Annotated in this window: 17 protein-coding genes; 1 reads left to right on the top strand and 16 read right to left on the bottom strand. The window is 65.1% G+C overall.

Going from position 1 to position 19646, the window contains the following annotated elements:
* Positions 1–140: 140 nt before the first annotated feature.
* The 16 genes from HV711_RS16970 to HV711_RS16895 form a co-directional block, all read right to left on the bottom strand.
* Positions 141–1517: an EAL and HDOD domain-containing protein gene (locus tag HV711_RS16970; RefSeq protein ID WP_035478682.1), complete on the bottom strand. Its 1377-nt coding sequence runs from the start codon at positions 1515–1517 to the stop codon at positions 141–143.
* Between the two features lie 285 nt (positions 1518–1802).
* Positions 1803–2597 (bottom strand): ABC transporter substrate-binding protein, encoded by a 795-nt coding sequence (locus HV711_RS16965; RefSeq protein ID WP_013587971.1) that lies wholly within the window; start codon positions 2595–2597, stop codon positions 1803–1805.
* A 292-nt stretch (positions 2598–2889) separates the two neighbouring features.
* Positions 2890–3942, bottom strand: coding sequence for a succinylglutamate desuccinylase (gene astE / locus HV711_RS16960; protein ID WP_035478681.1), 1053 nt, complete (start codon positions 3940–3942; stop codon positions 2890–2892).
* The gene (gene astB / locus HV711_RS16955; RefSeq protein ID WP_035478680.1) at positions 3926–5266 is read right to left on the bottom strand and encodes an N-succinylarginine dihydrolase; all 1341 of its coding nucleotides are present in this window, start codon (positions 5264–5266) and stop codon (positions 3926–3928) included. The genes astE and astB overlap by 17 nt, the downstream gene beginning before the upstream one ends.
* 9 nt (positions 5267–5275) lie before the next feature.
* Positions 5276–6739, bottom strand: a complete 1464-nt coding sequence (astD, locus tag HV711_RS16950) for a succinylglutamate-semialdehyde dehydrogenase (protein ID WP_035478717.1) — start codon at positions 6737–6739, stop codon at positions 5276–5278.
* 2 nt (positions 6740–6741) lie between these two features.
* Positions 6742–7779 carry an arginine N-succinyltransferase gene (astA, locus tag HV711_RS16945; RefSeq protein ID WP_035478679.1) on the bottom strand — a complete coding sequence of 346 codons (1038 nt, stop codon included), beginning with the start codon at positions 7777–7779 and terminating at the stop codon, positions 6742–6744.
* Positions 7776–8843 carry an arginine/ornithine succinyltransferase subunit alpha gene (gene aruF, locus HV711_RS16940; RefSeq protein ID WP_013587966.1) on the bottom strand — a complete coding sequence of 356 codons (1068 nt, stop codon included), beginning with the start codon at positions 8841–8843 and terminating at the stop codon, positions 7776–7778. Before aruF ends, astA begins: the two co-directional genes overlap by 4 nt.
* Positions 8844–8935: 92 nt before the next feature.
* Entirely contained in the window at positions 8936–10171 is a 1236-nt protein-coding gene (locus HV711_RS16935; protein WP_035478678.1) for an aspartate aminotransferase family protein, read from the bottom strand.
* Positions 10172–10301: 130 nt separating this feature from the next.
* Positions 10302–11351, bottom strand: a complete 1050-nt coding sequence (locus HV711_RS16930) for a GlxA family transcriptional regulator (protein WP_013587961.1) — start codon at positions 11349–11351, stop codon at positions 10302–10304.
* A gap of 30 nt (positions 11352–11381) precedes the next feature.
* Entirely contained in the window at positions 11382–12173 is a 792-nt protein-coding gene (locus tag HV711_RS16925) for an ABC transporter ATP-binding protein (protein ID WP_013587960.1), read from the bottom strand.
* Between the two features lie 78 nt (positions 12174–12251).
* Positions 12252–12965 (bottom strand): ABC transporter permease, encoded by a 714-nt coding sequence (locus HV711_RS16920; protein ID WP_013587959.1) that lies wholly within the window; start codon positions 12963–12965, stop codon positions 12252–12254.
* Between the two features lie 4 nt (positions 12966–12969).
* The gene (locus HV711_RS16915) at positions 12970–13659 is read right to left on the bottom strand and encodes an ABC transporter permease (RefSeq protein WP_028361041.1); all 690 of its coding nucleotides are present in this window, start codon (positions 13657–13659) and stop codon (positions 12970–12972) included.
* 340 nt (positions 13660–13999) lie between these two features.
* On the bottom strand, positions 14000–14953 hold the full coding sequence (locus HV711_RS16910; RefSeq protein ID WP_013587957.1) for a patatin-like phospholipase family protein: 954 nt from the start codon (positions 14951–14953) through the stop codon (positions 14000–14002).
* 31 nt (positions 14954–14984) lie between these two features.
* Entirely contained in the window at positions 14985–15536 is a 552-nt protein-coding gene (gene bamE / locus HV711_RS16905; protein WP_035478677.1) for an outer membrane protein assembly factor BamE domain-containing protein, read from the bottom strand.
* Positions 15537–16188: 652 nt separating this feature from the next.
* Complete coding sequence (locus tag HV711_RS16900) at positions 16189–17790, bottom strand: rhodanese-related sulfurtransferase (protein ID WP_035478676.1); 1602 nt, start codon at positions 17788–17790, stop codon at positions 16189–16191.
* Entirely contained in the window at positions 17787–18146 is a 360-nt protein-coding gene (locus tag HV711_RS16895; RefSeq protein ID WP_238558547.1) for a cysteine dioxygenase family protein, read from the bottom strand. Before HV711_RS16895 ends, HV711_RS16900 begins: the two co-directional genes overlap by 4 nt.
* A gap of 429 nt (positions 18147–18575) precedes the next feature.
* Here HV711_RS16895 and HV711_RS16890 point away from each other — a divergent pair, with 429 nt between their 5' ends.
* Positions 18576–19571, top strand: a complete 996-nt coding sequence (locus tag HV711_RS16890) for an LLM class flavin-dependent oxidoreductase (protein WP_028361037.1) — start codon at positions 18576–18578, stop codon at positions 19569–19571.
* The last annotated feature ends 75 nt before the right edge of the window (positions 19572–19646 follow it).

Genomic DNA, 19646 nt, shown 5'->3' with positions numbered 1-19646 from the left:
GTGATCGTTGATCGCGACAGCAAGTCTCCCGATTCTGTGTTTGCCCGACGCCAGATTGTTCAGCAGGTGGTTTTTGAAGCCGGCATGGAGTGCATGCCGGCTTTTTTCCGTCTGATTCGGCTTCGATGCGGACAGCGGCCTCAGTCCTCGATTCTTTCCAGACCTTCCGCGCTGCGGTCCGCGACCCCCGCCCACGCACCGGCCGCGAGCCCCATTTGCGCAACCTCCTCCACCGTCAACGGCGCAAGCGTCGCGCACAATGCGGCGAGCCTGTCCCACGTGCCGTTTTCGAGCGCCTCGACGGCGGCGAGCAACTGGCCGAGCACGCCTTCGCGTTGCAGAATCGCCGCCTGAATCGGGCGCGACAGCGTCAGCACGTTCAGCGTGCTTTCGAGCGAGCCGCCGAACACCGCGTCGACGAATGAAAACACGCCGGTCAGGAACGCCGCGTCCGCTTCGTCGCGGCCGGCGTCGGGCAGGCGTTCGATCGCCAGTTCCATGAAACGTGCGCGCGTGGCGGCGAGTTGCAGCAGCGGATCGTCTTCGAGTGCGACCTTGCGGCCGTCGGCATACAACAGCAGCTGCGTCCAGCGCGCGATGCGGTCGGTGCCGGTTGCATTGATCGCCTCGCGCAGCGTCGTCACTTTGTGGCCGACCGCGAAGCCGCTCGAATTGGCAAGCTTCATCAGATGCATGACCAGCACCGGATTGAGCTTGAGCTCCGCTTCGAGCTGCGCGACCGTGGGGTCGCCCGCGAGCAGTTGCAACAGGTTCAGCAGCGCATGGCGCGGCGCGCTGACACGGCGCGTCAGCGAGGTTTGCGGACGCGCGAAGAAATAGCCCTGGAAACGGTCGAAGCCTAAACCGTGCGCCGTTTCGAAGTCGGCTTGCGCGTCGAGCCCCGAGGCGATCAGCAGCTTGCCCGCCGACTTCAGCACGCTCGTCAACTTGGGCAGAAGCGCCGCAGGCGCGCGCGTGATGTCGATCTTGATGGCTTCCGCGTAAGGCAGGAGCTTCGCGAAGGTCTCGTTGGGCTGCGTCACGTCGTCCAGCACGAAACGATAGCGCCGGCCATGCAGTTGCACGATCCGGGCGATCAGTTCTTCGTCGATGTGCATGTCATGCGGCAGCTCGAACAGAAAGCGCTCGGCGGGCAGCCGCTCGATGGCGTTGTCGAACAGCAGATCGCGGCTCGTGTCGATATACGCCGGGTGCCCGGTCAATGCGCTGCGCACGTTGCCCTCGACCAGCCCGCGGATGACGGCGCGCGCCGAGCGCTCTGCTGGTGTGGGCGCGCGACCGGCTCGCGCGCCGGGTTCGTCGGTGGGGTCGGCGTCGAGATCGGCGTCGAGGTCGTCGGGCGCCTCGGGCGGCAATTCCGGCGCGCGAATCTTGAGCTCGTAGCCACACAGCATGCCGTCCCGATTCAGGATGGGCTGCCGCGCGAAGCTGGCGTTCAACTGCGCATCGTCCGCGGCCCCCGTACGGCCCGGATTCTCGACTGCAATGGTGCTCATTCTGGTCCCCCGCGAGGCGCCCCCGGCGCTTACTGCTGTCTTGTGGTTATTGCAGCACGCTACGCGTGCCCTGTGTTTATCGTTTGCGACGGCGCGCAGCGTGACGCAGCGCGCCCGGCGATTTTAGCGCAGCCTGTCTTGCGCGCACATGTCCACAAAACAATATCTGGAAATATTTGGCGCGGGGCAAATGACATGATCGCGATGGGAAGCCGACACGCGCACCATGCAAAACGGCCGCATCGAGCGGCCGTTCGGTGTTTTCATGCGTCGATGCGTGGGGCGTTACTTGAGCACCACCTTGACGTCGAAGTACTTGGCCGCGAAGCGGTCGATCGTGCCGTCGGCCTTCAATTCCTTCAGCGCCTGGTTCAGCGCATCCTTCAGCGCCTTGTCGCCGCGCCGGATGCCGAAGCCGACGCCCGCGCCCAGCAGCTTTTCGTCGCTGACAGCGGGACCCGCGAACTCGAATCCGGCGCCTTGCGGCTTCTTCAGAAAGCCTTTCGACGCTGCTTCGGCGTCCTGGAACGACGCATCGAGACGACCCGACGCGAGGTCCGCGTAGATCTGGTCCTGCGTCTGATACGGCACGACGTCGACGCCCGCCGGCGCCCAGCGCGCCTTCGCGTACGTCTCCTGAATCGTGCCCTGCAGCACGCCGACATGCTTGCCCTTCAGCGACGCCGGCGTCGGCTGCAGGCCGCTGCCCTTCTTCGCGATCATCTGATTCGGGATCGTGTAGATCGGATCCGTGAAATCGATCGCCTGACGACGCTGGTCGGTGATCGTCATATCCGAGTTGATCGCGTTGAACTTGCGCGCCTGCAAGGCGGGAATCAGGCCGTCGAACGAATTCTCGACCCACACGCACTTCGCCTTCAGCTTCGCGCACACGGCGTTGCCGACGTCGATGTCGAAACCCTGCAGTTCGCCCGACGGCGACTTCGATTCGAACGGCGCATAGGACGCCTCCACGCCGAACCGCACTTCCTTGATGTCCGCCGCCATGGCCGAGCCTGCCGCGACCGTTGCCGTCGCGAAGAGCGCGAGCGCAGCCGTGTTTCGCCAATTCATCTTCATTACGGGTGTTCCTCTACGGTATTGAATAAGACGGAGCCGAATCCGGACTGGCATGATTGCCGCGCCAAAAATGCGATTCAAACTCGTGCGGCCGCTGTGGTGCAGCGCAGCAGCCGCGAGGCGGGGATTGTACAGGCTCGGGTGCCGCGTCTGCGGGGTGCTCGGACGGCTCGCACGTCGCGGCGCACGGCACGCGCGGCGTGCAAAGCTGCAACTTGATGTCGCGCTGGCGCAAACACGGCAGGTGCAGGCGCCGGGATTCCTCTACCTCGGCGCGGTCAAACCAGCGCCGTCAAACCAGCGCGGCCAGCGTGTCTTGCGTCGTCTCGATCACCATCAGGCCGGCGCGCAAGCCGGGCTTGACCGTGGCGTTCGGAAACACGAGGCGCTCCTCGTCGTGCCGGACGACGTAGCGATAGTCGCCATCGCGTGCGAGCAAGGTGTTTTTCGTGAAGGGCGTGAAGTTCGCGACGTCGGGCGCGACCAGCAGTTCGAACGCATCGCTTTGCTTCGTGATCTGGTCGATCACGGTGAAAGCGCGCGGCAAGGGGCCGTCTTCGCGCCCATTCGTTCCGGCGATCAGTTGACGCAGCGCCGCGTCCGCGCCCGCAAAGCGCGTGAGATCGTTCTGGCCGAACGGGCGCACCTTGCCGAGTTCCAGCGTGCACGCGTTCGCGCCGCACGTCTGCGCGGTGAAATGCGAATAGGTGTTGCCCTTCGTGGTGTGCAGCAGTACCGCACTGATTTGCGCTTGCCCGAGCCACTCGAACATCGCACGGCAAAACGGTCTGCCGGTATGCGGCAGCAGCGCGAAGCGCTCGAACGCGGACGCGCGGATCGCCGTGTGCATGTCGATATGCCAGCGCGCGCTGGGCTCTTCTGAAGCCGCAGCGAAAAACTGCACGGCCGCCTGCTCCAGCGCAGCGGCGCGCGGCGCCTCGTGACTCGCCGCCAACTGCAGATGCCGGCCGCTGAAGAGGCGGTTCAGATCATCGTCGCGATAACGGCAGCCGTCGCGCATCGCCTCGACGTTGCCGAGAATCACCAGCAGACGGCAGCTCAAGTCGGCCGCGCCGCGCGCGATGTCGCGTACCAGATACGAAAGCAGTTCGATGGGCGCGGTTTCGTCGCCATGCACGCCGGCCGACGCAAGCACGCTCGGCGCGTTCGCAGCGAGCGTGGCGGGCTGCATCAGCAGCACGCCGTCGCCCTGCCACGACCAGCGCACACCGCCGGTGCACGTGCCTTGCATCGCGCTCGCGGCCGGCCGCGTGCCCGCGAGCGTGTAGCCGAGGAAATCCGCGAGCATCGCGCTCGCCTCGCCGCGCTCAGCGCTGGAAGTCATAGAGCGATCCGAGTCCGAGAATCTGCGTGAGTTCGTCGAGCGCGGTGCGCGACTCGGCGAGCAATTGCGGATCGGTCAGATCGGCCGGCGCGAGACGGTCGCGATAATGCTTTTCGATCCACGTATCGAGCCGGCCGAACAGCGTGTCGTCGATCCACACGCCTCGCGTGACCGCCGCGCGCTCGGCGTCGTTCAACACCACGCGCAGACGCAGGCACGCCGGACCGCCGCCGTTTTTCATGCTCTCGCGCAAATTGAACACGAGCACCTCGTCGATGGGACCCGTATGCGACGTGAGGTCGTCGAGGTACGCCGCCACGCGCGGGTTTTCGCGGCACTCCTGCGGCACGACCAGCACCTGCTTGCCGTCGGGACGCGTCAGCAACTGGCTGTTGAACAGATACGACGAGACGGCGTCCGCGACGCTCACCTGCGCGTCCGGCACCTGGATCACGTTGAATTCGGCATTCAGGCCCGCGAGCTTCGCACGCAATTCGTCGTACACGGCGCTCTGTTCGACGAACGCGAGCTCGTGGCAGAAGAGCGTATTGCGATTGCCGACCGCGATCACGTCGTTATGAAAAACACCCGCGTCGATGACTTCGGGGCTCTGCTGCGCATACACCGTCGCCTCTTCGAGCAGACCGTGACGATGCGCAACCGCCCGGCTCGCCTCGAACGTTTGCCGCGCCGGGAAGCGTTTCGGCTCCGGCCCGCGGCGATATTCGCTGCGGCCATAGACGAAAAATTCGACACCGCGGGCACCGTATTCGGAGCAAAAACGCGTGTGATTCGCCGCGCCTTCGTCGCCGAGCGCGGGCGTGCCGGGCAAGGCTTCGTGCACCGCGAAGCGGTCGGCGTCGCTGAAAATGGCGCGCAACGTGCGGCGTGTCGATTCGTGTTCGATCGCGCGATGCAGCTTGCTGCACAGATTAGCCGGCGTGAAGTGCACGCGGCCGTCCTGCGTGTCGGCTGACGGACTCACGGTTGCCGCATTGGCGGTCCACATGGCGGAGGCCGAACTCGCCGCCGCCAGCAGCTCGGGCGCGTTCTTCGAGACGCGCGCGATCACCGTCGCGTCGTCGCCCGAAAAACCGAGCTCGCGCAACAGACGCATCGACGGACGCTCCTGCGGCGGCAGCACGCCCTGGTGAAAGCCGAGATCGGCCAGCTGCTTCATCTTGCGCAGGCCTTGCTTCGCGGCCGCCTTCGGGTTCGCAACGGACTTCTCGTTGTTCTGCGACGCGACATTGCCGAACGACAGCCCCGCGTAGTTGTGCGTCGGGCCGACCAGGCCGTCGAAATTGGCTTCAGTGGCTTGCATCGTCGATCCTTAGAATTGAAGGCCCGGCGAGACGCTCGCGGGCATTTGCAGTTGCGCGCTTTCGACAGACGCCATCGGATACGCGCAGTAATCGGCTGCGTAATAGGCGCTCGGCCGGTGATTGCCCGAACGGCCCGGGCCGCCGAACGGCGCGCCGGACGAGGCGCCGTTGGTCGGCCGGTTCCAGTTGACGATGCCCGCGCGGATGGTGCGCTGGAAATGCGTCCACAGCGCTTCGTCGTCGGCGAGAAGGCCCGCGGAGAGACCGAACTGCGTGTCGTTGGCCTGTTCGAGCGCCTCGTTGAAGCTGCCGTAGCGGATGATCTGCGCGAGCGGTCCGAAGTGCTCCTCGTCGGGCAGATCCGCAACGGCGGTCACATCGAGAATGGCCGGCGTGACGAAACCGAGCTTCGGATCGCGTTGCTCCATTTTCAGCAACGCCCGCGCGCCGCCGGCAAGCAGCCGCTCCTGCGCCTCGACAAGCCGCGACGCGGCGCGCGCCGAAATCACCGCGCCCATGAAAGGCTGCGGTTCGGCGTTGTATTCGCCGACGCGGATGCGCGACGCGACCTCCACGAAGCGCGCGAGAAAGCGCTCGCCGGCCGCGTCGTTCGACACGAAGATACGGCGCGCGCAGGTGCAGCGCTGCCCTGCCGACAGAAACGCCGACTGGATCGTGTGATGCACGGCGGCGTCAATGTCCGCGACCGGGCCGATCACGAGCGGATTGTTGCCGCCCATTTCGAGCGCGAGCACGATTTCGGGGCGTCCGCCAAACTGCTTATGCAGCAATGTTCCGGTGTCCGAACTACCAGTGAAAAAGAGTCCGTCGATCTGCCGGTGATTCGCCAGTGCAATGCCCGTGTCCTTCTCGCCTTGCACGAGATTCAGCACGCCCGCAGGCAAACCCGCGTCGCGCCAGATCCGCACGGTCAGCGCGGCAACGCCGGGCGCCAGTTCCGAGGGCTTGAACACCACCGCATTGCCTGCGATCAGCGCCGGCACGATGTGCCCGTTGGGCAGGTGTCCGGGAAAGTTATACGGCCCGAACACGGCCACCACGCCATGCGGACGATGCCGCAAGACCGCGGTGCCGTCCGCCATTGCCGAACGCTTTTCGCCGGTGCGCTCGTTGTAGGCCTGAATCGAGATCTCGACTTTCGCGGCCATCGACGCCGCCTCGGTCCGCGCTTCCCACAGCGGCTTGCCGGTCTCCCGGCCGATCGCTTCGGCAAGCGCTTCCTTGCGCTCGGTGACGAGTGCCGCGAAGCGGCGCACCACCGCGCAGCGGTCGTCGAGACCGAGCGCCGACCAGGCGGCAAATGCACGGCGCGCGCTGCGCACGGCGCGCTCCACGTCCCCGGCGGACGCGCTATTGCCTTCCCAAACCGTCGCGCCCGTACCCGGGTTGCGCGACGCGAATGCGGGTCCCGTGCCGGCGGCCCATTCGCCGTCGATAAAAAGCTCGCTCATGATCATCCCTGTTTGTGTTTCAGCGGCAGTACCCGGACCGGGTCGCCTGACTTGACGCCGAGCGCCGACGCCTCCCGCGCATTCATGTGGAACACGCCGTCTTGCGGCACGCCTGCGGCCACGCCCACGCGAAAATCGCCGAGCGACGTATTCGACACCATGGAACGCGGCGCATCCTGCGGCGCGCCCGCCGGCACCTCGGCGATCTGCACCGGCACGACCACGCTTTCGCGTACCGTGCGCAAGTCGGCGATATGGCATTCGAGCACCGGACCGGCGTCGAAAATATCGACGTGATTCTCGTAGCGCAGCCCTTCCGCTTCGAGCATGCGGCGCGCCGGAATCGTGTCGCTGTGCGTGAGGCCGACGCATTGCTGCGCCTCTTCCGGCAACAACTCGACATATACCGGATAACGCGGCATCAGCTCCGCGAGAAACGCCTTGCGCCCATGGGAGCTCAGGTAGTCCGCGGCGTTGAAGTCGATCTGATAGAAGTGCGAACCAACCGCACGCCAGAACGGCGACGTGCCCTGCTCGTCGAAATGGCCGCGCAATTCCGCGCATAAACGCTGCGGAAAGCGCTCGCGGAACTGCGCGAGAAACATGAAGCGCGAGCGCGACAGCAAGCCGCCCACGCCGCTCGTGCGATAACGCGGGCTCAGGAACAGCGAGCAGACCTCGGCGTAACCCGTCAGGTCGTGCGAGATGTTGAGCGCACGCATGCGCGTCCAGATGCCGAGGTCCTGGCTCGCGTGCACCACCGTGCTCACGCGATAGTTGTAGAACGGCTGCTGCAGGCCGACCGCCGTTTCGATTCCGCAGACGCCCGCGACATCGCCCGTTTGCGTGTCTTCCATCACGAAGAAGTAGCCTGCCTCATGCGGCGCGGCTTTGTCTTCCATCGTGCGGCGCGCCCGCTCGACGCGCGCGGCGAGTGCCTCGCGATCCGGCTTGAAGGTGGTGAGCCCGGGGCCGGTTTCCTGCGCGAGCCGCATCAAAGCGTCGACATCGCCTCGTTGCACAACGCGAACGACGATCATTGCGCGTCTCCCGTTTGTTGGTTCTGCGCGTCGCCTTGCGGCTCATGCAGCGGCACGCAACGCACCGCGTCGCCGTCCTGCACGCCGAGCGCGGCACGTGCCGCCTGCGCGAGCGGCGCGCCTTCGTTCTTACCGGCCGGCAGATCGCCGAGCACGCAGCGGAACTCACCGTCCGCGCCGTTGTGCGCGATCAGAAAAGCCGAGCCGCTCGCGGGCGCCGCACTCTCGCGCACGACGCGCGTTTCGTTGCGCGTCACGCAGGCACTGCGGTCCACCTGCGCGGTGAGCACTGGGCCGGCGTCGAAAATGTCGATGAAGCGGTCGGTCTCGAAGCCTTCTTCGAGATGGATCTCATACGCGAGCAACGCGTTCGCATCCGGCTCGCCGAGCACGCGCTGCGCCGCCTCGGGCAGCAAGGGCACATAGATCGGATAGGTGGGCATGACTTCGGCGATGAACGTTCTGCTGCGCCCGCCCGACTCGATTTCGATGTCGGCGAAATCGCGCCCGAAGAACTTGCGCCCCACCGCTTCCCAGAATGGCGACACGCCCTTGTCGTCGGTCACGCCGAGCAGCAGCGAAAACACCTCTGGCGTAAAGCGCTTGCGATTCGCGGCGATGTACATCATCCGCGCGCGCGACAGCAGGTGCGCGGCGGCGTCGCCGCGCAGCGACGGGTCGATGTAGTAGCCCGCGAGCCGGCTCTTGCCGGTCAGTTCGTGCGACATGGTGAGCGCGTGAATCTTGCGGTTCACGTGCAGTTCGCGCGACGCATGAATCAGCGCGTCGTTGCGAAACGCGTAGAACGGATCCGAGTAGCCCGCCGCCGCGACGATGCTCGCCGTGCCCATCAGCTTGCCGGTCTCGCTGTCTTCAAGCACGAACAGATAGAACTCCTCGCCCGGAAAATCGACGTCCGCGCGAAACGAGTCTTCCGACAGCGCGACGCGTGCTTCGAGCGCGCGCCGGTCGTGCGGTAGTGAATGCAGCACCGGCTGGGCGGTGCGCGCCATATGTTCGAGCGCATCGAGATCGGCGAGGCGGCCGGGGCGTACGAAGAGCATCATCGTTCCTGTTGAATGTGACGCATGGGTGGACCCAGAGTCGGTGCGGTGCGGTGATGTGCCTTGCGCGCACCGCCGGTTTCGGGGGCCCCTTATTTCGACGTCGCTTCGGCCTTTGCGCCGATCACTTCGGCGATGGCTTTGGCGAGCCGCTCGAAGCCCTCGTTCATGTCGTCGAGCGGCATGATCAGCGACGGCACGAAGCGCAGCACGTCCGGTCCCGCCATCAGCATGATCACGCCGTGCTGACCCGCGGCCGTGACGAAATCTTTTACGCGCCCCTTGTAAGCGTCCGTCAGTTCGGCGCCGATCAGCAAGCCCTTGCCGCGCACTTCCTTGAAGAGGCCGAAGCGTTCATTGAGCTTCGCCAGGTGGCCTTTCAGCACGTCGCTGCGGGTGCGCACGCCTTCCAGAAGCTTCGGATCGCTGACGAGTTCGACCACCTTCTCCGCGATGGCCGAGCCGAGCGGATTGCCGCCGTAGGTCGTGCCGTGCACACCGACCTTGAAATGCGCGGCCAGTTCGTTCGTGGTCAACATGGCGCCGATCGGGAAGCCGTTGCCGAGCGCCTTGGCGGTGGTGAGAATGTCGGGCGTGACGCCGGTGTCCTGGTACGCGTAGAAGTAGCCGCTACGGCCCACGCCTGTTTGGACTTCGTCGAAAATGAGCAGCGCGTCGTGCTGGTCGCACGCTTCGCGCAGCGCCTTGAGGAACGCCGGATCGGCCGGAATCACACCGCCCTCGCCCTGGATCGGCTCGACGATGACCGCGCAGGTTTTCGCGCCGATGGCCTGTTTCGCGGCCTCGATGTCGTTGTACGGCAAATGAACGATGCCTTGCGGCACCGGCCCGAAGCCTTCCGAATACTTCGACTGGCCGCCCACGCTGACGGTGAAGAACGTGCGGCCATGAAACGACTGCGTGAAGGAGACGATTTCGAATTTGTCGGCGCCATGGCGATCGAACGCGACGCGGCGCGCGAGTTTGAGCGCGGCTTCGTTCGCTTCGGCACCGGAGTTCGCAAAGAACGCGCGGTCGGCGAACGTGAGATCTTCCAGGCGTTTGGCCAGACGCAGCACCGGCTCGTTCGTGTAGCCATTGCCGATGTGCCACAGTTTGCCGCCCTGCTCGTGCAAAACTTTCAGCAGTTCGGGATGCGCATGACCGAGCGCGGTGACGGCGATGCCGCCGGCGAAGTCGATATAGTCGCGGCCTTGCGTATCCCAGACGCGTGAGCCGAGACCGCGGTCCGGCACGAAGGCGGCGGGCGCGAACACCGGCACCATGACTTCGTCGAAGGTTTTGCGTGTCACTGTCAGGTCGTTCATGGCAAATCCTCGTTACAGGTGAGAGGTAATACACGTAGTGTAGGAAACCGTGCGCGCGGCGTCTTGCGCATAGGCGACGTTTTCTGTGGGGTTCCATCGTCACGCGCACAACGGCGACGTGTCGCGCAATTCAATCCGCGAAATCCGGCCGTTCGATCAACGCGCCCGCGCGCGGCTCGCTCGCCGCCGCGCCGCTTGCGCCGGTCTGGCGGTCGATCCAGTTGCGGCGATCCTCGCGCGGCGTCACCCCGAAGCGCTCGCGGTAGGCATTCGAGAAATGCGCTGCCGACGAAAACCCGCAAGCGAGGCTGATCTGCACGACCGACTTGCTCGTGCGCTGCAATTGCGTGCGCGCTTTGGAAAGCCGCAGGCCCAGATAGTATTTGGACGGCATGGAGCCGAGATACTGGCGAAACAGGCGCTCCAGTTGCCGCCGCGAGACGCCGACGAGACCCGCGATTTCGTCCGTCGTGAGCGGGTCTTCGATATTCGCTTCCATCAGCAGCAATGCATCGTTCAGCCGCGGATGGCGCTCGCCCGGCGCGGTCACGAACGGAATGCGTTGACGCTCCTCGCCGGCGCGCAATACGCCCACGCCGAGCGTGTCCGCGATACGGTCCGCGAGTTCCGGGCCGTGCTCGCGGCCGATCATCGCGAGCATGAAGTCGACGGTGGCCTGACCGCCCGCGCAGGTCGCGCGATCGCGGTCGATTTCGAAAATCTGCTGGGTGACGATGGAGCGCTCGAACTGCTCGGCGAACTGCTGATACGTCTCCCAGTTGACGCTCACGCGATAGCCGGACAATTGCCCCGCCATCGCAAGCCACCACACGCCGTGGTGGATGCCGGTGACGAGCGGCGTGCGTTGCCCGACCCGCGCGAGGCTCGCGAGAAAGAGCCGGTAGTCGGCAAATTGCTGAAACCGTTCGGTGACGACAATCAGCCAGTCGCATGCAATCGCGTCACCGAACGCGGCATCGGCAGGCCATTGCGCGCCGCCCGCGAGCGGCACCGCTCGGCCGTCCCACGAGCAGACCTGCACGCGGTACAGCGCGCGGCCGTCGATTTCATTGGCCAGATTCAGCGCGTCGACAATCGGCCCGACGCCCGACATCGACACAGGCGGCAATGCGACGATTGCGACCTGCGTGGTGCGGGCGGGACTGGACGTGCGGGCCATCGGTTGACGTAGGACGCTGCGCGCGGCGCGTTATTTGAGGCTGCCGGAGAGGAACTGCTTGAGCCGCTCGCTGCGCGGTGCGCTCAATACCTCCGCGGGCAGGCCCTCTTCTTCCGTGCGGCCCTGATGCAGGAACATCACATGGTTCGACACGTTGCGCGCAAAACCCATTTCATGCGTGACGACGATCATGGTGCGCCCTTCTTCCGCGAGCTTCTGCATGACTTTCAGCACTTCGCCGACGAGTTCCGGGTCGAGCGCGGAAGTCGGTTCGTCGAACAGCATCACATCCGGGTTCATCGCGAGGGCGCGGGCAATCGCCACACGCTGCTGCTGCCCGCCCGACAGATGCGACGGATACTGCTTTTCGACGCGCGGCGCGAGGCCCACCTTCTCCAGATATTCGCGCGCCCGGTCTTCCGCTTCGCGGCGCGGCACACCGAGCACGTGAATCGGCGCCTCGACGACGTTCTCGAGCACATTCATATGCGCCCACAAATTGAAGTGCTGAAACACCATCGCGAGCTTCGTGCGAATGCGCTGCAACTGCTTGTGATCGGCGACTTCGAGATTGCCGCCGCGGTCCGTCTTCGTCTTGACCGCTTCGCCGTCGACGACGATCTGCCCCGCGTTCGGCCGCTCCAGAAAATTGATGCAGCGCAGGAAGGTGCTCTTGCCCGAGCCGCTCGCGCCGATGATGCTGATCACGTCGCCCTTGTTCGCATTCAGCGACACGCCCTTGAGCACTTCGTTATCGCCATAGCGCTTGTGGATGTCCTGCACGGCGAGCTTGCAAGCCTGGGTTTGCGTGGTATGGAGCAAGATGCTCTCCCTTTCAAAATACGGATCAACGTGCGACGGCGCGCGTTTGTGCGCCGCCTGCTGCGAACACGGGCGCGCTCAGTGCGTGCGCACCGCCAGATAACCAAGCCAGTGACGCTCTGCGCGGCGGAACAGCGCGACGAGTGCAAACGACACCACAAGGTAAATCAGCGCCGCGAGGCCGAATGCGTCGAACGACTGATAGGTGGCCGAATTCGCGTCGCGCGCCACCTTCAGGATATCCGGCACCGTGGCCGTGAACGCGACCGTGGTGGCATGCAGCATCAGGATCACTTCGTTACTGTACAACGGCAACGCGCGGCGCAGCGCGGACGGTATCACAATGCGGCGGTACATCGTGAACCAGCTCATGCCGTAGGCACGCGCCGCTTCCACTTCCCCATGCGACGTGGAGCGGATGGCGCCCGCGAAGATCTCGGTGGTGTACGCGCAGGTGTTCAGCGCGAACGCGAGAATCGCGCAGTGAAAGCCGCTGCGGAAAAACGCGTCCAGCAGTTGGTGCGAGCGCACGAATTCGAGGCTGTACATGCCGGTATAGATCAGCAGCAGTTGCACGTACAGCGGCGTGCCGCGAAACACATACGTATAAAGACGCACCGGCGTCGAGAGCCAGCGCTTTTTCGACACGCGCGCCACCGCGAGCGGAATCGCAAGACAGAAACCGATGCCGACGGAGGCGACCAGCAGCCACAGCGTCACCGCGAGTCCGGACATGCGTTGGCCGTCCCAGTAGAGAAACGCGCGCCAGAATTCGTTGAGAATCTCGATCATGGTCTTAAAGCTCCGCGTGCCGCACGCCGATCGAATAGCGGCGTTCCAGCCAGATCAGCGCAAGATTCGAAACGGTCGTCAGCGCGAGATAAATGAGCGCCGCGATCAGGATGAAGAAGAACATGTTGAAGGTGCTTTTGCCCGCGTCCTGCGCGGCCTTGACGACATCCGCGAGACCGATGATCGACACGAGCGCCGTCGCTTTCACGAGCACCTGCCAGTTGTTGCCGATGCCGGGCAGCGCGAAACGCATCATCTGCGGAAACAGAATGCGCGCGAACACGCGCGCGCCGCTCATGCCGTAGGCGCTGCCCGCTTCGAGCTGGCCGCGCGGCACGGCGAGGAATGCGCCGCGGAACGTCTCGGTGAAATAGGCGCCGTAAATGAAGCCGAGCGTCAGCACGCCGGCCACGAACGGGTCGATGTCGAACTGCGGCAGATCGAGCGCGTCGGTCAGATTATTGACCGCGATCTGGATGCTGTAGAACAGCAGCAGCATCAGCACGAGGTCAGGCACCGAGCGGATCAAGGTCGTGTAGCCGGTGGCGAGCGCGCGCAACGGCCGGTTAAGGGACAGTTTCGCCGCCGCGCCCGCCAGCCCGAGCAGCACGGCGGCCGCGAGCGACAGGACCGACAGCTCGACGGTCTGGATCGTGCCGGCCAGCAACACCGGACCAAAGCCGTATAGCACCACGCGTGTCTCCATCCAGGTTCGTTTGAGGGTGCCCGGATGCAGCCGGCTCATGCCACCCCGGCTCATCAGGCATGGCGCGGAGTCTCGCAAGCGAAAATTAAATTCTCAAAGGCGGGCGCGAAGTTTGCTGCGTTGCAACAAGCGACTCGTGAGGCGCGGTCCAGCCTGCAGCGCCTGATGTTGCGGGGCCTCCCGCCAAGCCATACCAGGCGCGCCGGGCATGCCCGGCAGCGATTTCGCAAGTTTGAGGTCGCTTTTTCGATAGACGGCGCGCGCTTCGCGCAACGTGAAGCGGCGCGCGAGAAGCGCAGCCGGACCGAGGCCCGGCGCGCCGTTGCGGCTACTCCATGCCGAGCCGCGCGCGAATGGCGGGCAGCATGTGTTCGACCGCGGCGCGCCCTTCCTCGATGGCCGGCGCCGCGCGATGAAAGTCGAAAATGCCCATGCCGCCAAGGCGCGGCTGGATCAGGATGTCCGCGGGCTCGCCCGCAAGGCGGCTACGCGTGATCCGCACCTGCATGATGTCGATGCTTTGCGCGATCGAACTCAACATGGAGGGCACGCGGGCGCTGGGCGCGGGCGGCACGCGTACGTCGTCAGTGACGCGCTCCTCGGCCGGCGCGAGCCAGCGCGGCCACGGCTTGCCGTTACGGCGCAGCGAAACGGGCGTCGGCGCGCTCGGATCGAGGGCGGGCGTGTCCACCACCGCGCCGCCGAAATCGCGTCCGTTAAGAATGTCGTTGTTCAGATCCACCGCGATCACGCAGTCCGCCCGCATGCCGCGCGCGACCGACACCGGCACCGGATTGCTCAGGCCGCCGTCGACGAGCCATACGCCGTTGTGCCACACCGGCGTGAAAATGCCGGGAATCGCAATCGACGCGCGCACGGCGTCGACGACGCTGCCGTCCTGCAGCCAGCTTTCGCGGCCCGTGTCGAGTTCGGTGGCCACCGCCGCGAACGGCATGTTCAGCTGCGCGATGGACCGGCCGTTGAATTTGTCGGCGAACAGCTGGATCACCTTGCGCCCGCCGAGCAAGCCGCCCGACAGGCGCAGATCGAGCAGGCGCACGACTGTCTGCCACGTGAGCCGCGACACCCACTCTTCCAGCCAGTCGAGATCGCCGTTCGCATAGACGGCGCCGACCAGCGCGCCGATCGAGGTCCCGCAGACCACGTCGGGCTTGATGCCCGCGTCGTGCAGCGCGCGAATCGCGCCGATATGCGCCCAGCCACGTGCCGCGCCGCCTCCCAACACCAGCCCGATACGGCTGTATCGACGTCGACGTATCATGATGCCCCCGTCTTTCTGTTTTTCGTTGCTTCTAGCGCCCGCGCACGACATCCGAACGCGACGTTGTGTACACCTGGTGATTCTGGTCGAAGTGCACGTTGAAAATGCCTTCTTCCGTCACACCGCCTTCGCGCCACTTCCAGCTCCACACCGTCTCCGGCTTGAGCGGAAAGACCGCGACCTCGCCCGGTTTGCCGAGCAGCCGCCGCACCTCGTCTTCCGTCATGCCGATGCGGATCTTGCCGAAATTCGCTGCGGTCAACACCTGCGTGATGGATTGCAGTTTACCGTCACGGTCAATATTTACCATGTACGTATTCAAACCTTGCGGACCACGTGGATATTCGAAGCGTTTGGAACCGTCGGTATAGGTACGTTCGGTTTCGGGCTTGCCCATCTGCTCGCGGATCTGCGCTTCGGTCGTGACGCCGGGCGTCATGTTCTTGAGCAGCAGTGCGTCGGGCTTCACGGCGTTGAACAGGTCCTTGATTTTTTGCACGGCGCGCTCGCTCTGTTGGTCGTCGCACGCGGTGAGCGCGATGCACGCGACCAGCATGGCGACAATAGGCAGTCTCAGGCTCACAGCGAATTTCCTGTAGCGATGCGGGCGCGAATGCCTGCATCGGTTGTGTAGTGATTCCCCACAGAACTTGCCTGGGGGCGCGCTACAGGATAACCGCGCGAGGCGAAAACCGCGAGCGCAAGCGCCGCCTGACACATCGCGGTGATACGGGCCGTGCGGGCAGAAAAAGCCGCATATAAAGGGTTTTTTCGAGGCTGACGCGCTCTGCGCCGGATTTATTGCAAACAGCAACAGACGCAACAGAAAGCAAAAAGGCGACGCTGTGCAAAGCGTCGCCATGCGAGGCGGCATTCAAGCCGCGCTAACGGCAGGTACGGTCAGTACGCCGGAAGAAGTTTGACAGGCCGGGCGGCCTGCAGGCGGGACGACGCGCAGCGGTCCCGTTCCGGCGCGGCGATGAACGACCTTGGCCGCTCACCTCATGCCATCGCTGGAAATGACGAACCGCTGCTTGTCCGGTCGCCCTGGTCCCCTCATTAAGCCTTCCAAGTGACGTTAATCTAACGGGATCGGCGGCTTTAGACGAGAGCGCGTTTACACCGAATTGGCAGAGGATTTCGCCGCGCGCCGTGCAGTGCAGTGAAAATCAGCGCGAGTCCGTGCAACTTCAGCGGGAATGTGTCGCGGCCTGCAACTCCAACGGCAACCGCCGTCAGATTACATGGAATCCATGCGTGCCGTCGCGAGCGAGCTGCGCAACCAGTCCGTATTCCCACTCGAGGTACGCGTTCATCGCCTCGCGCGCGTTGTCCGTGCCTTCATAAGGACGGTGGTACCGGTCGATGCGCGGCGACGCCAGCCGCGTCTCGCCGCTTTCCACCGGCAGCCCCGCTTCGACCCACGCCGCCGTGCCGCCTGTCAGCACCTGCACGGGCTTGCCTGTGAGCACCGCCACTTCGGGCGCGGCAAAGCGCGCGAGCAGGCTGCTGCCGCACGTGAGCACATAGCGTCGCGCGTCAGGCAGCTTATGCAACGCCGTCTCTAACTGGCTGCGGATCGCGAACCACGCGCCGGGAATGTGGCGCTTCACATAGTTCGCGCTGCTCGTGAAATCGAGTACCACCGTGCCCGGCGATTGAAGCAGCGCGGCCAGCTCGGCCGACGAGATTTCATCCGCGTCGGGTGGCTGCGGCGCAAAGCGCGCCGCGGGCGCCGCGCCTTTTTCCGCGAAGTCGGCGGCAGTCAAGCCGTCCACCACGTACACCTCGATGTTCATTTGCGCGAGCCACGACGCCGTCATGTTCGCGCGCACGCCGTCGCTGTCCGCGAGGATCACGCGCGCGCCGCGCACCGGCGCGAACATCTCCGTTTCCTGCACGAGCTGACCGCCGGGCGCGGAGCGAAAGCCCGGCACGTGGCCCGCTTCGTATTCCTCCGGCGTGCGCACGTCGAAGCGATAGACGGTGCGCACCGCTTCGTCGGCCCAGCGGCGCGCTTCGTCGCGCGATGTGCGGCCCACTTTGGCACGGTCGGCGACGGAGCGCGCGCCGTCGGCGGCGACAAGACGCAGCGCGTCGTCGACAACCGGGTCCGGCCGGCGCGAGCTGCCGTGCGCGAGCGGCTGCCCCGCGAGCGTCCAGCCGATGGTGCCGTTGCGCAGCGCGGCAACCGGGTTCGGCACGCCTGCATTGATCAGCGACTGCGCGCCGATGATGCTGCGCGTGCGTCCCGCGCAATTGACAATGATCCGCGTCGCCGGGTCGGGCGCGAGCTCACGCGCGCGCAGCACCAGTTCCGCGCCCGGCACGCTGATGCTGCCGGGAATGTTCATGGTCTGATATTCGTCGAAACGGCGCGCGTCGAGCACGACCACGTTCTCTTCGCGATCGAGCAGCGCCTGCACCTGCTGCGCCGGCAGCGACGGCGTATGGCGCACGCTTTCCACCAGTTCGCCGAACGCCTTGCTCGGCACATTGACGTCCTGGAACAACTCGCCGCCGGCCTTGCGCCAGCCTTGCAAGCCGCCTTCGAGCAAGGCGACGTCGGTATAGCCGAGGCTCTCGAAGCGCTCGGCGGCGCGCTGCGCGAGCCCCTCGCCGTCGTCGAGCACGACGATCGGCACGTCGCGGCGCGGCAGGCGCACCGGCGCGTCCAGTTCGAGCCGCGAAAGCGGCAGATTCGCGGCAAAAAGCGGATGACTGCGCGCGTGCGGGTCTTCCTCGCGAACATCGACGAACGCGATTTCCTCGCGTTCGAGCAGTGCGCGGCGCACGTCTGCATAAGACCGGGTACGAAAATCTTTCACGAAAGTCATGAGATCGGGGACTCCTTCGACACATTCCAGATGTTCGGCAGCACGTCGTTCGGGCAGCCGGACACAAACTGTTTGCGGCCGGCGCTGCCCGGATACACCGAACGGCCGGGCGCGCCGATACTTCCACCGTACACGTGAATGCTGATCGACGTACGGTCACCAAATGCATTGCCCGCGGCATTGCCCGCGCGATGAATATCGCCGACGCGCGGCGACACGGCATCCACGGCACCGGCGACGAGGCGCTTCCGAGCGCCCGCTTCGACGACTTCGCCACCGGCCGCGACACGGTAACGCTGCGCAATTTCCGCGCCACGTGGCACGCCGATCAAGGCCCACACCAGGTGGTCGTGCACCGGCGTCGCCGGATCTCGTCCCCATACGAGGCTCACAATCGGAAAGCGCTGCCGCGAGTCCGCGTGCGACAGGTACTTTCGAAAAATCGGCGCGCGCGACGCCTCGTGCACTGTCAGCGGGCGTGCTTACGCCACAGCGGTCCACAACGGTGCAGCCTCGGAAAGGGTGCTCAAGTGCCGGCTCCGCGAGAGGCACCGTGCGGCAGAGGCGCTCACGGTAGCAGTGCAACATGCGCCTGTTAAATATCGATCAGCCATATCTATATCGAACTTGCATGGAACGGTGTGGCTCCCGCTGTCCATCCTGCACGCCAATCCCGCATAAACCTTGCCGCAAACGTGGACATGTCGGCGTCGCCAGCAGAAAGCCGGGAGCTTTGCGAGAATGCCCCATCGCGTGAAAGCGCCAGAAACAGCAAGCGAACAGCAATGATCCCCTTTTCGGTCCTCGACCTCTCGCCCGTCATCGCGGGCGCCACGCCAGCGGATGCCTTCAGGAACACGCTCGATCTCGCGCAGCACGCGGAACGCTGGAATTACCGGCGCTTCTGGCTCGCCGAGCATCACAACATGACGGGCATTGCGAGCGCGGCGACCTCGGTCGTGATCGGCTATGTGGCGGGCGGCACGAAGACGATCCGCGTCGGTTCCGGCGGCGTCATGCTGCCCAATCATGCGCCGCTCGTGATCGCCGAACAGTTCGGCACGCTCGAATCGCTTTATCCCGGCCGTATCGACCTGGGGCTCGGACGCGCGCCGGGCACGGATCAAACCACGGCTCGCGCGCTGCGCCGCGATCTGCAGAACAGCGCGGACTCGTTCCCCGACGACGTCGTCGAATTGCAGCGTTATTTCGCCGCTCCGGTCGCGGGCCAGCGCATTCGTGCCGTGCCCGGCGCGGGCCTCCATGTGCCGCTCTGGCTGCTCGGTTCGTCGCTCTTCAGCGCGCAGCTTGCGGCGGCGCTCGGCTTGCCGTTTGCGTTCGCATCGCATTTCGCGCCGGACTACCTGTTGACGGCGTTGCAGGTATATCGCTCGCAATTCCGTCCTTCGGAGACGCTCGATAAGCCCTATGCGATGGTCGGCGTGAACCTCTTCGCAGCCGAAACCAACGAGGAGGCGCGACGCCTTTTCACATCGCTTCAGCAGCAGTTCATCAACTTGCGACGCGGCACACCCGGGCAGTTGCAGCCGCCGGTGGAGCAGTTGGCCGCTTCAGAAGCGGAGCTGAATTCGGTCGCGCATTCGCTCGCTTGCACGGCGATCGGCGATCGCGATGCGGTACGCGAGGGCTTGAAGTCGATCATCGCGCAGACGGGCGCCGACGAGTTGATGCTGACCGCACAAATCTACGACCACGAGGCGCGGCTGCGCTCGTTTGAAATCGGGGCGGAAATTCGCGAGGAACTCGCGGGCGCGCAGTAAAGCACCGCTCGCAAAAAGCAGCGCATGCCGTCGCCCTTCTTCCGCCCATCGGATGGGGGCTGCGTGAGCCCCTTC

This window comes from Paraburkholderia phenoliruptrix (assembly GCF_902859825.1).
Taxonomy (GTDB): Bacteria; Pseudomonadota; Gammaproteobacteria; order Burkholderiales; family Burkholderiaceae; genus Paraburkholderia; species Paraburkholderia phenoliruptrix.
Note: the sequence above shows the minus strand (reverse complement) of the source record. Positions and strands in the feature narration are given on the sequence as shown.

Coding starts and splice junctions, on each gene's coding strand:
- HV711_RS16970 (WP_035478682.1), bottom strand. CDS start 1,517: ATGAGCACCATTGCAGTCGAGAATCCGGGCCGTACGGGGGCCGCGGAC.
- HV711_RS16965 (WP_013587971.1), bottom strand. CDS start 2,597: ATGAAGATGAATTGGCGAAACACGGCTGCGCTCGCGCTCTTCGCGACG.
- astE (WP_035478681.1), bottom strand. CDS start 3,942: ATGACTTCCAGCGCTGAGCGCGGCGAGGCGAGCGCGATGCTCGCGGAT.
- astB (WP_035478680.1), bottom strand. CDS start 5,266: ATGCAAGCCACTGAAGCCAATTTCGACGGCCTGGTCGGCCCGACGCAC.
- astD (WP_035478717.1), bottom strand. CDS start 6,739: ATGAGCGAGCTTTTTATCGACGGCGAATGGGCCGCCGGCACGGGACCC.
- astA (WP_035478679.1), bottom strand. CDS start 7,779: ATGATCGTCGTTCGCGTTGTGCAACGAGGCGATGTCGACGCTTTGATG.
- aruF (WP_013587966.1), bottom strand. CDS start 8,843: ATGCTCTTCGTACGCCCCGGCCGCCTCGCCGATCTCGATGCGCTCGAA.
- HV711_RS16935 (WP_035478678.1), bottom strand. CDS start 10,171: ATGAACGACCTGACAGTGACACGCAAAACCTTCGACGAAGTCATGGTG.
- HV711_RS16930 (WP_013587961.1), bottom strand. CDS start 11,351: ATGGCCCGCACGTCCAGTCCCGCCCGCACCACGCAGGTCGCAATCGTC.
- HV711_RS16920 (WP_013587959.1), bottom strand. CDS start 12,965: ATGATCGAGATTCTCAACGAATTCTGGCGCGCGTTTCTCTACTGGGAC.
- HV711_RS16910 (WP_013587957.1), bottom strand. CDS start 14,953: ATGATACGTCGACGTCGATACAGCCGTATCGGGCTGGTGTTGGGAGGC.
- HV711_RS16900 (WP_035478676.1), bottom strand. CDS start 17,790: ATGACTTTCGTGAAAGATTTTCGTACCCGGTCTTATGCAGACGTGCGC.
- HV711_RS16890 (WP_028361037.1), top strand. CDS start 18,576: ATGATCCCCTTTTCGGTCCTCGACCTCTCGCCCGTCATCGCGGGCGCC.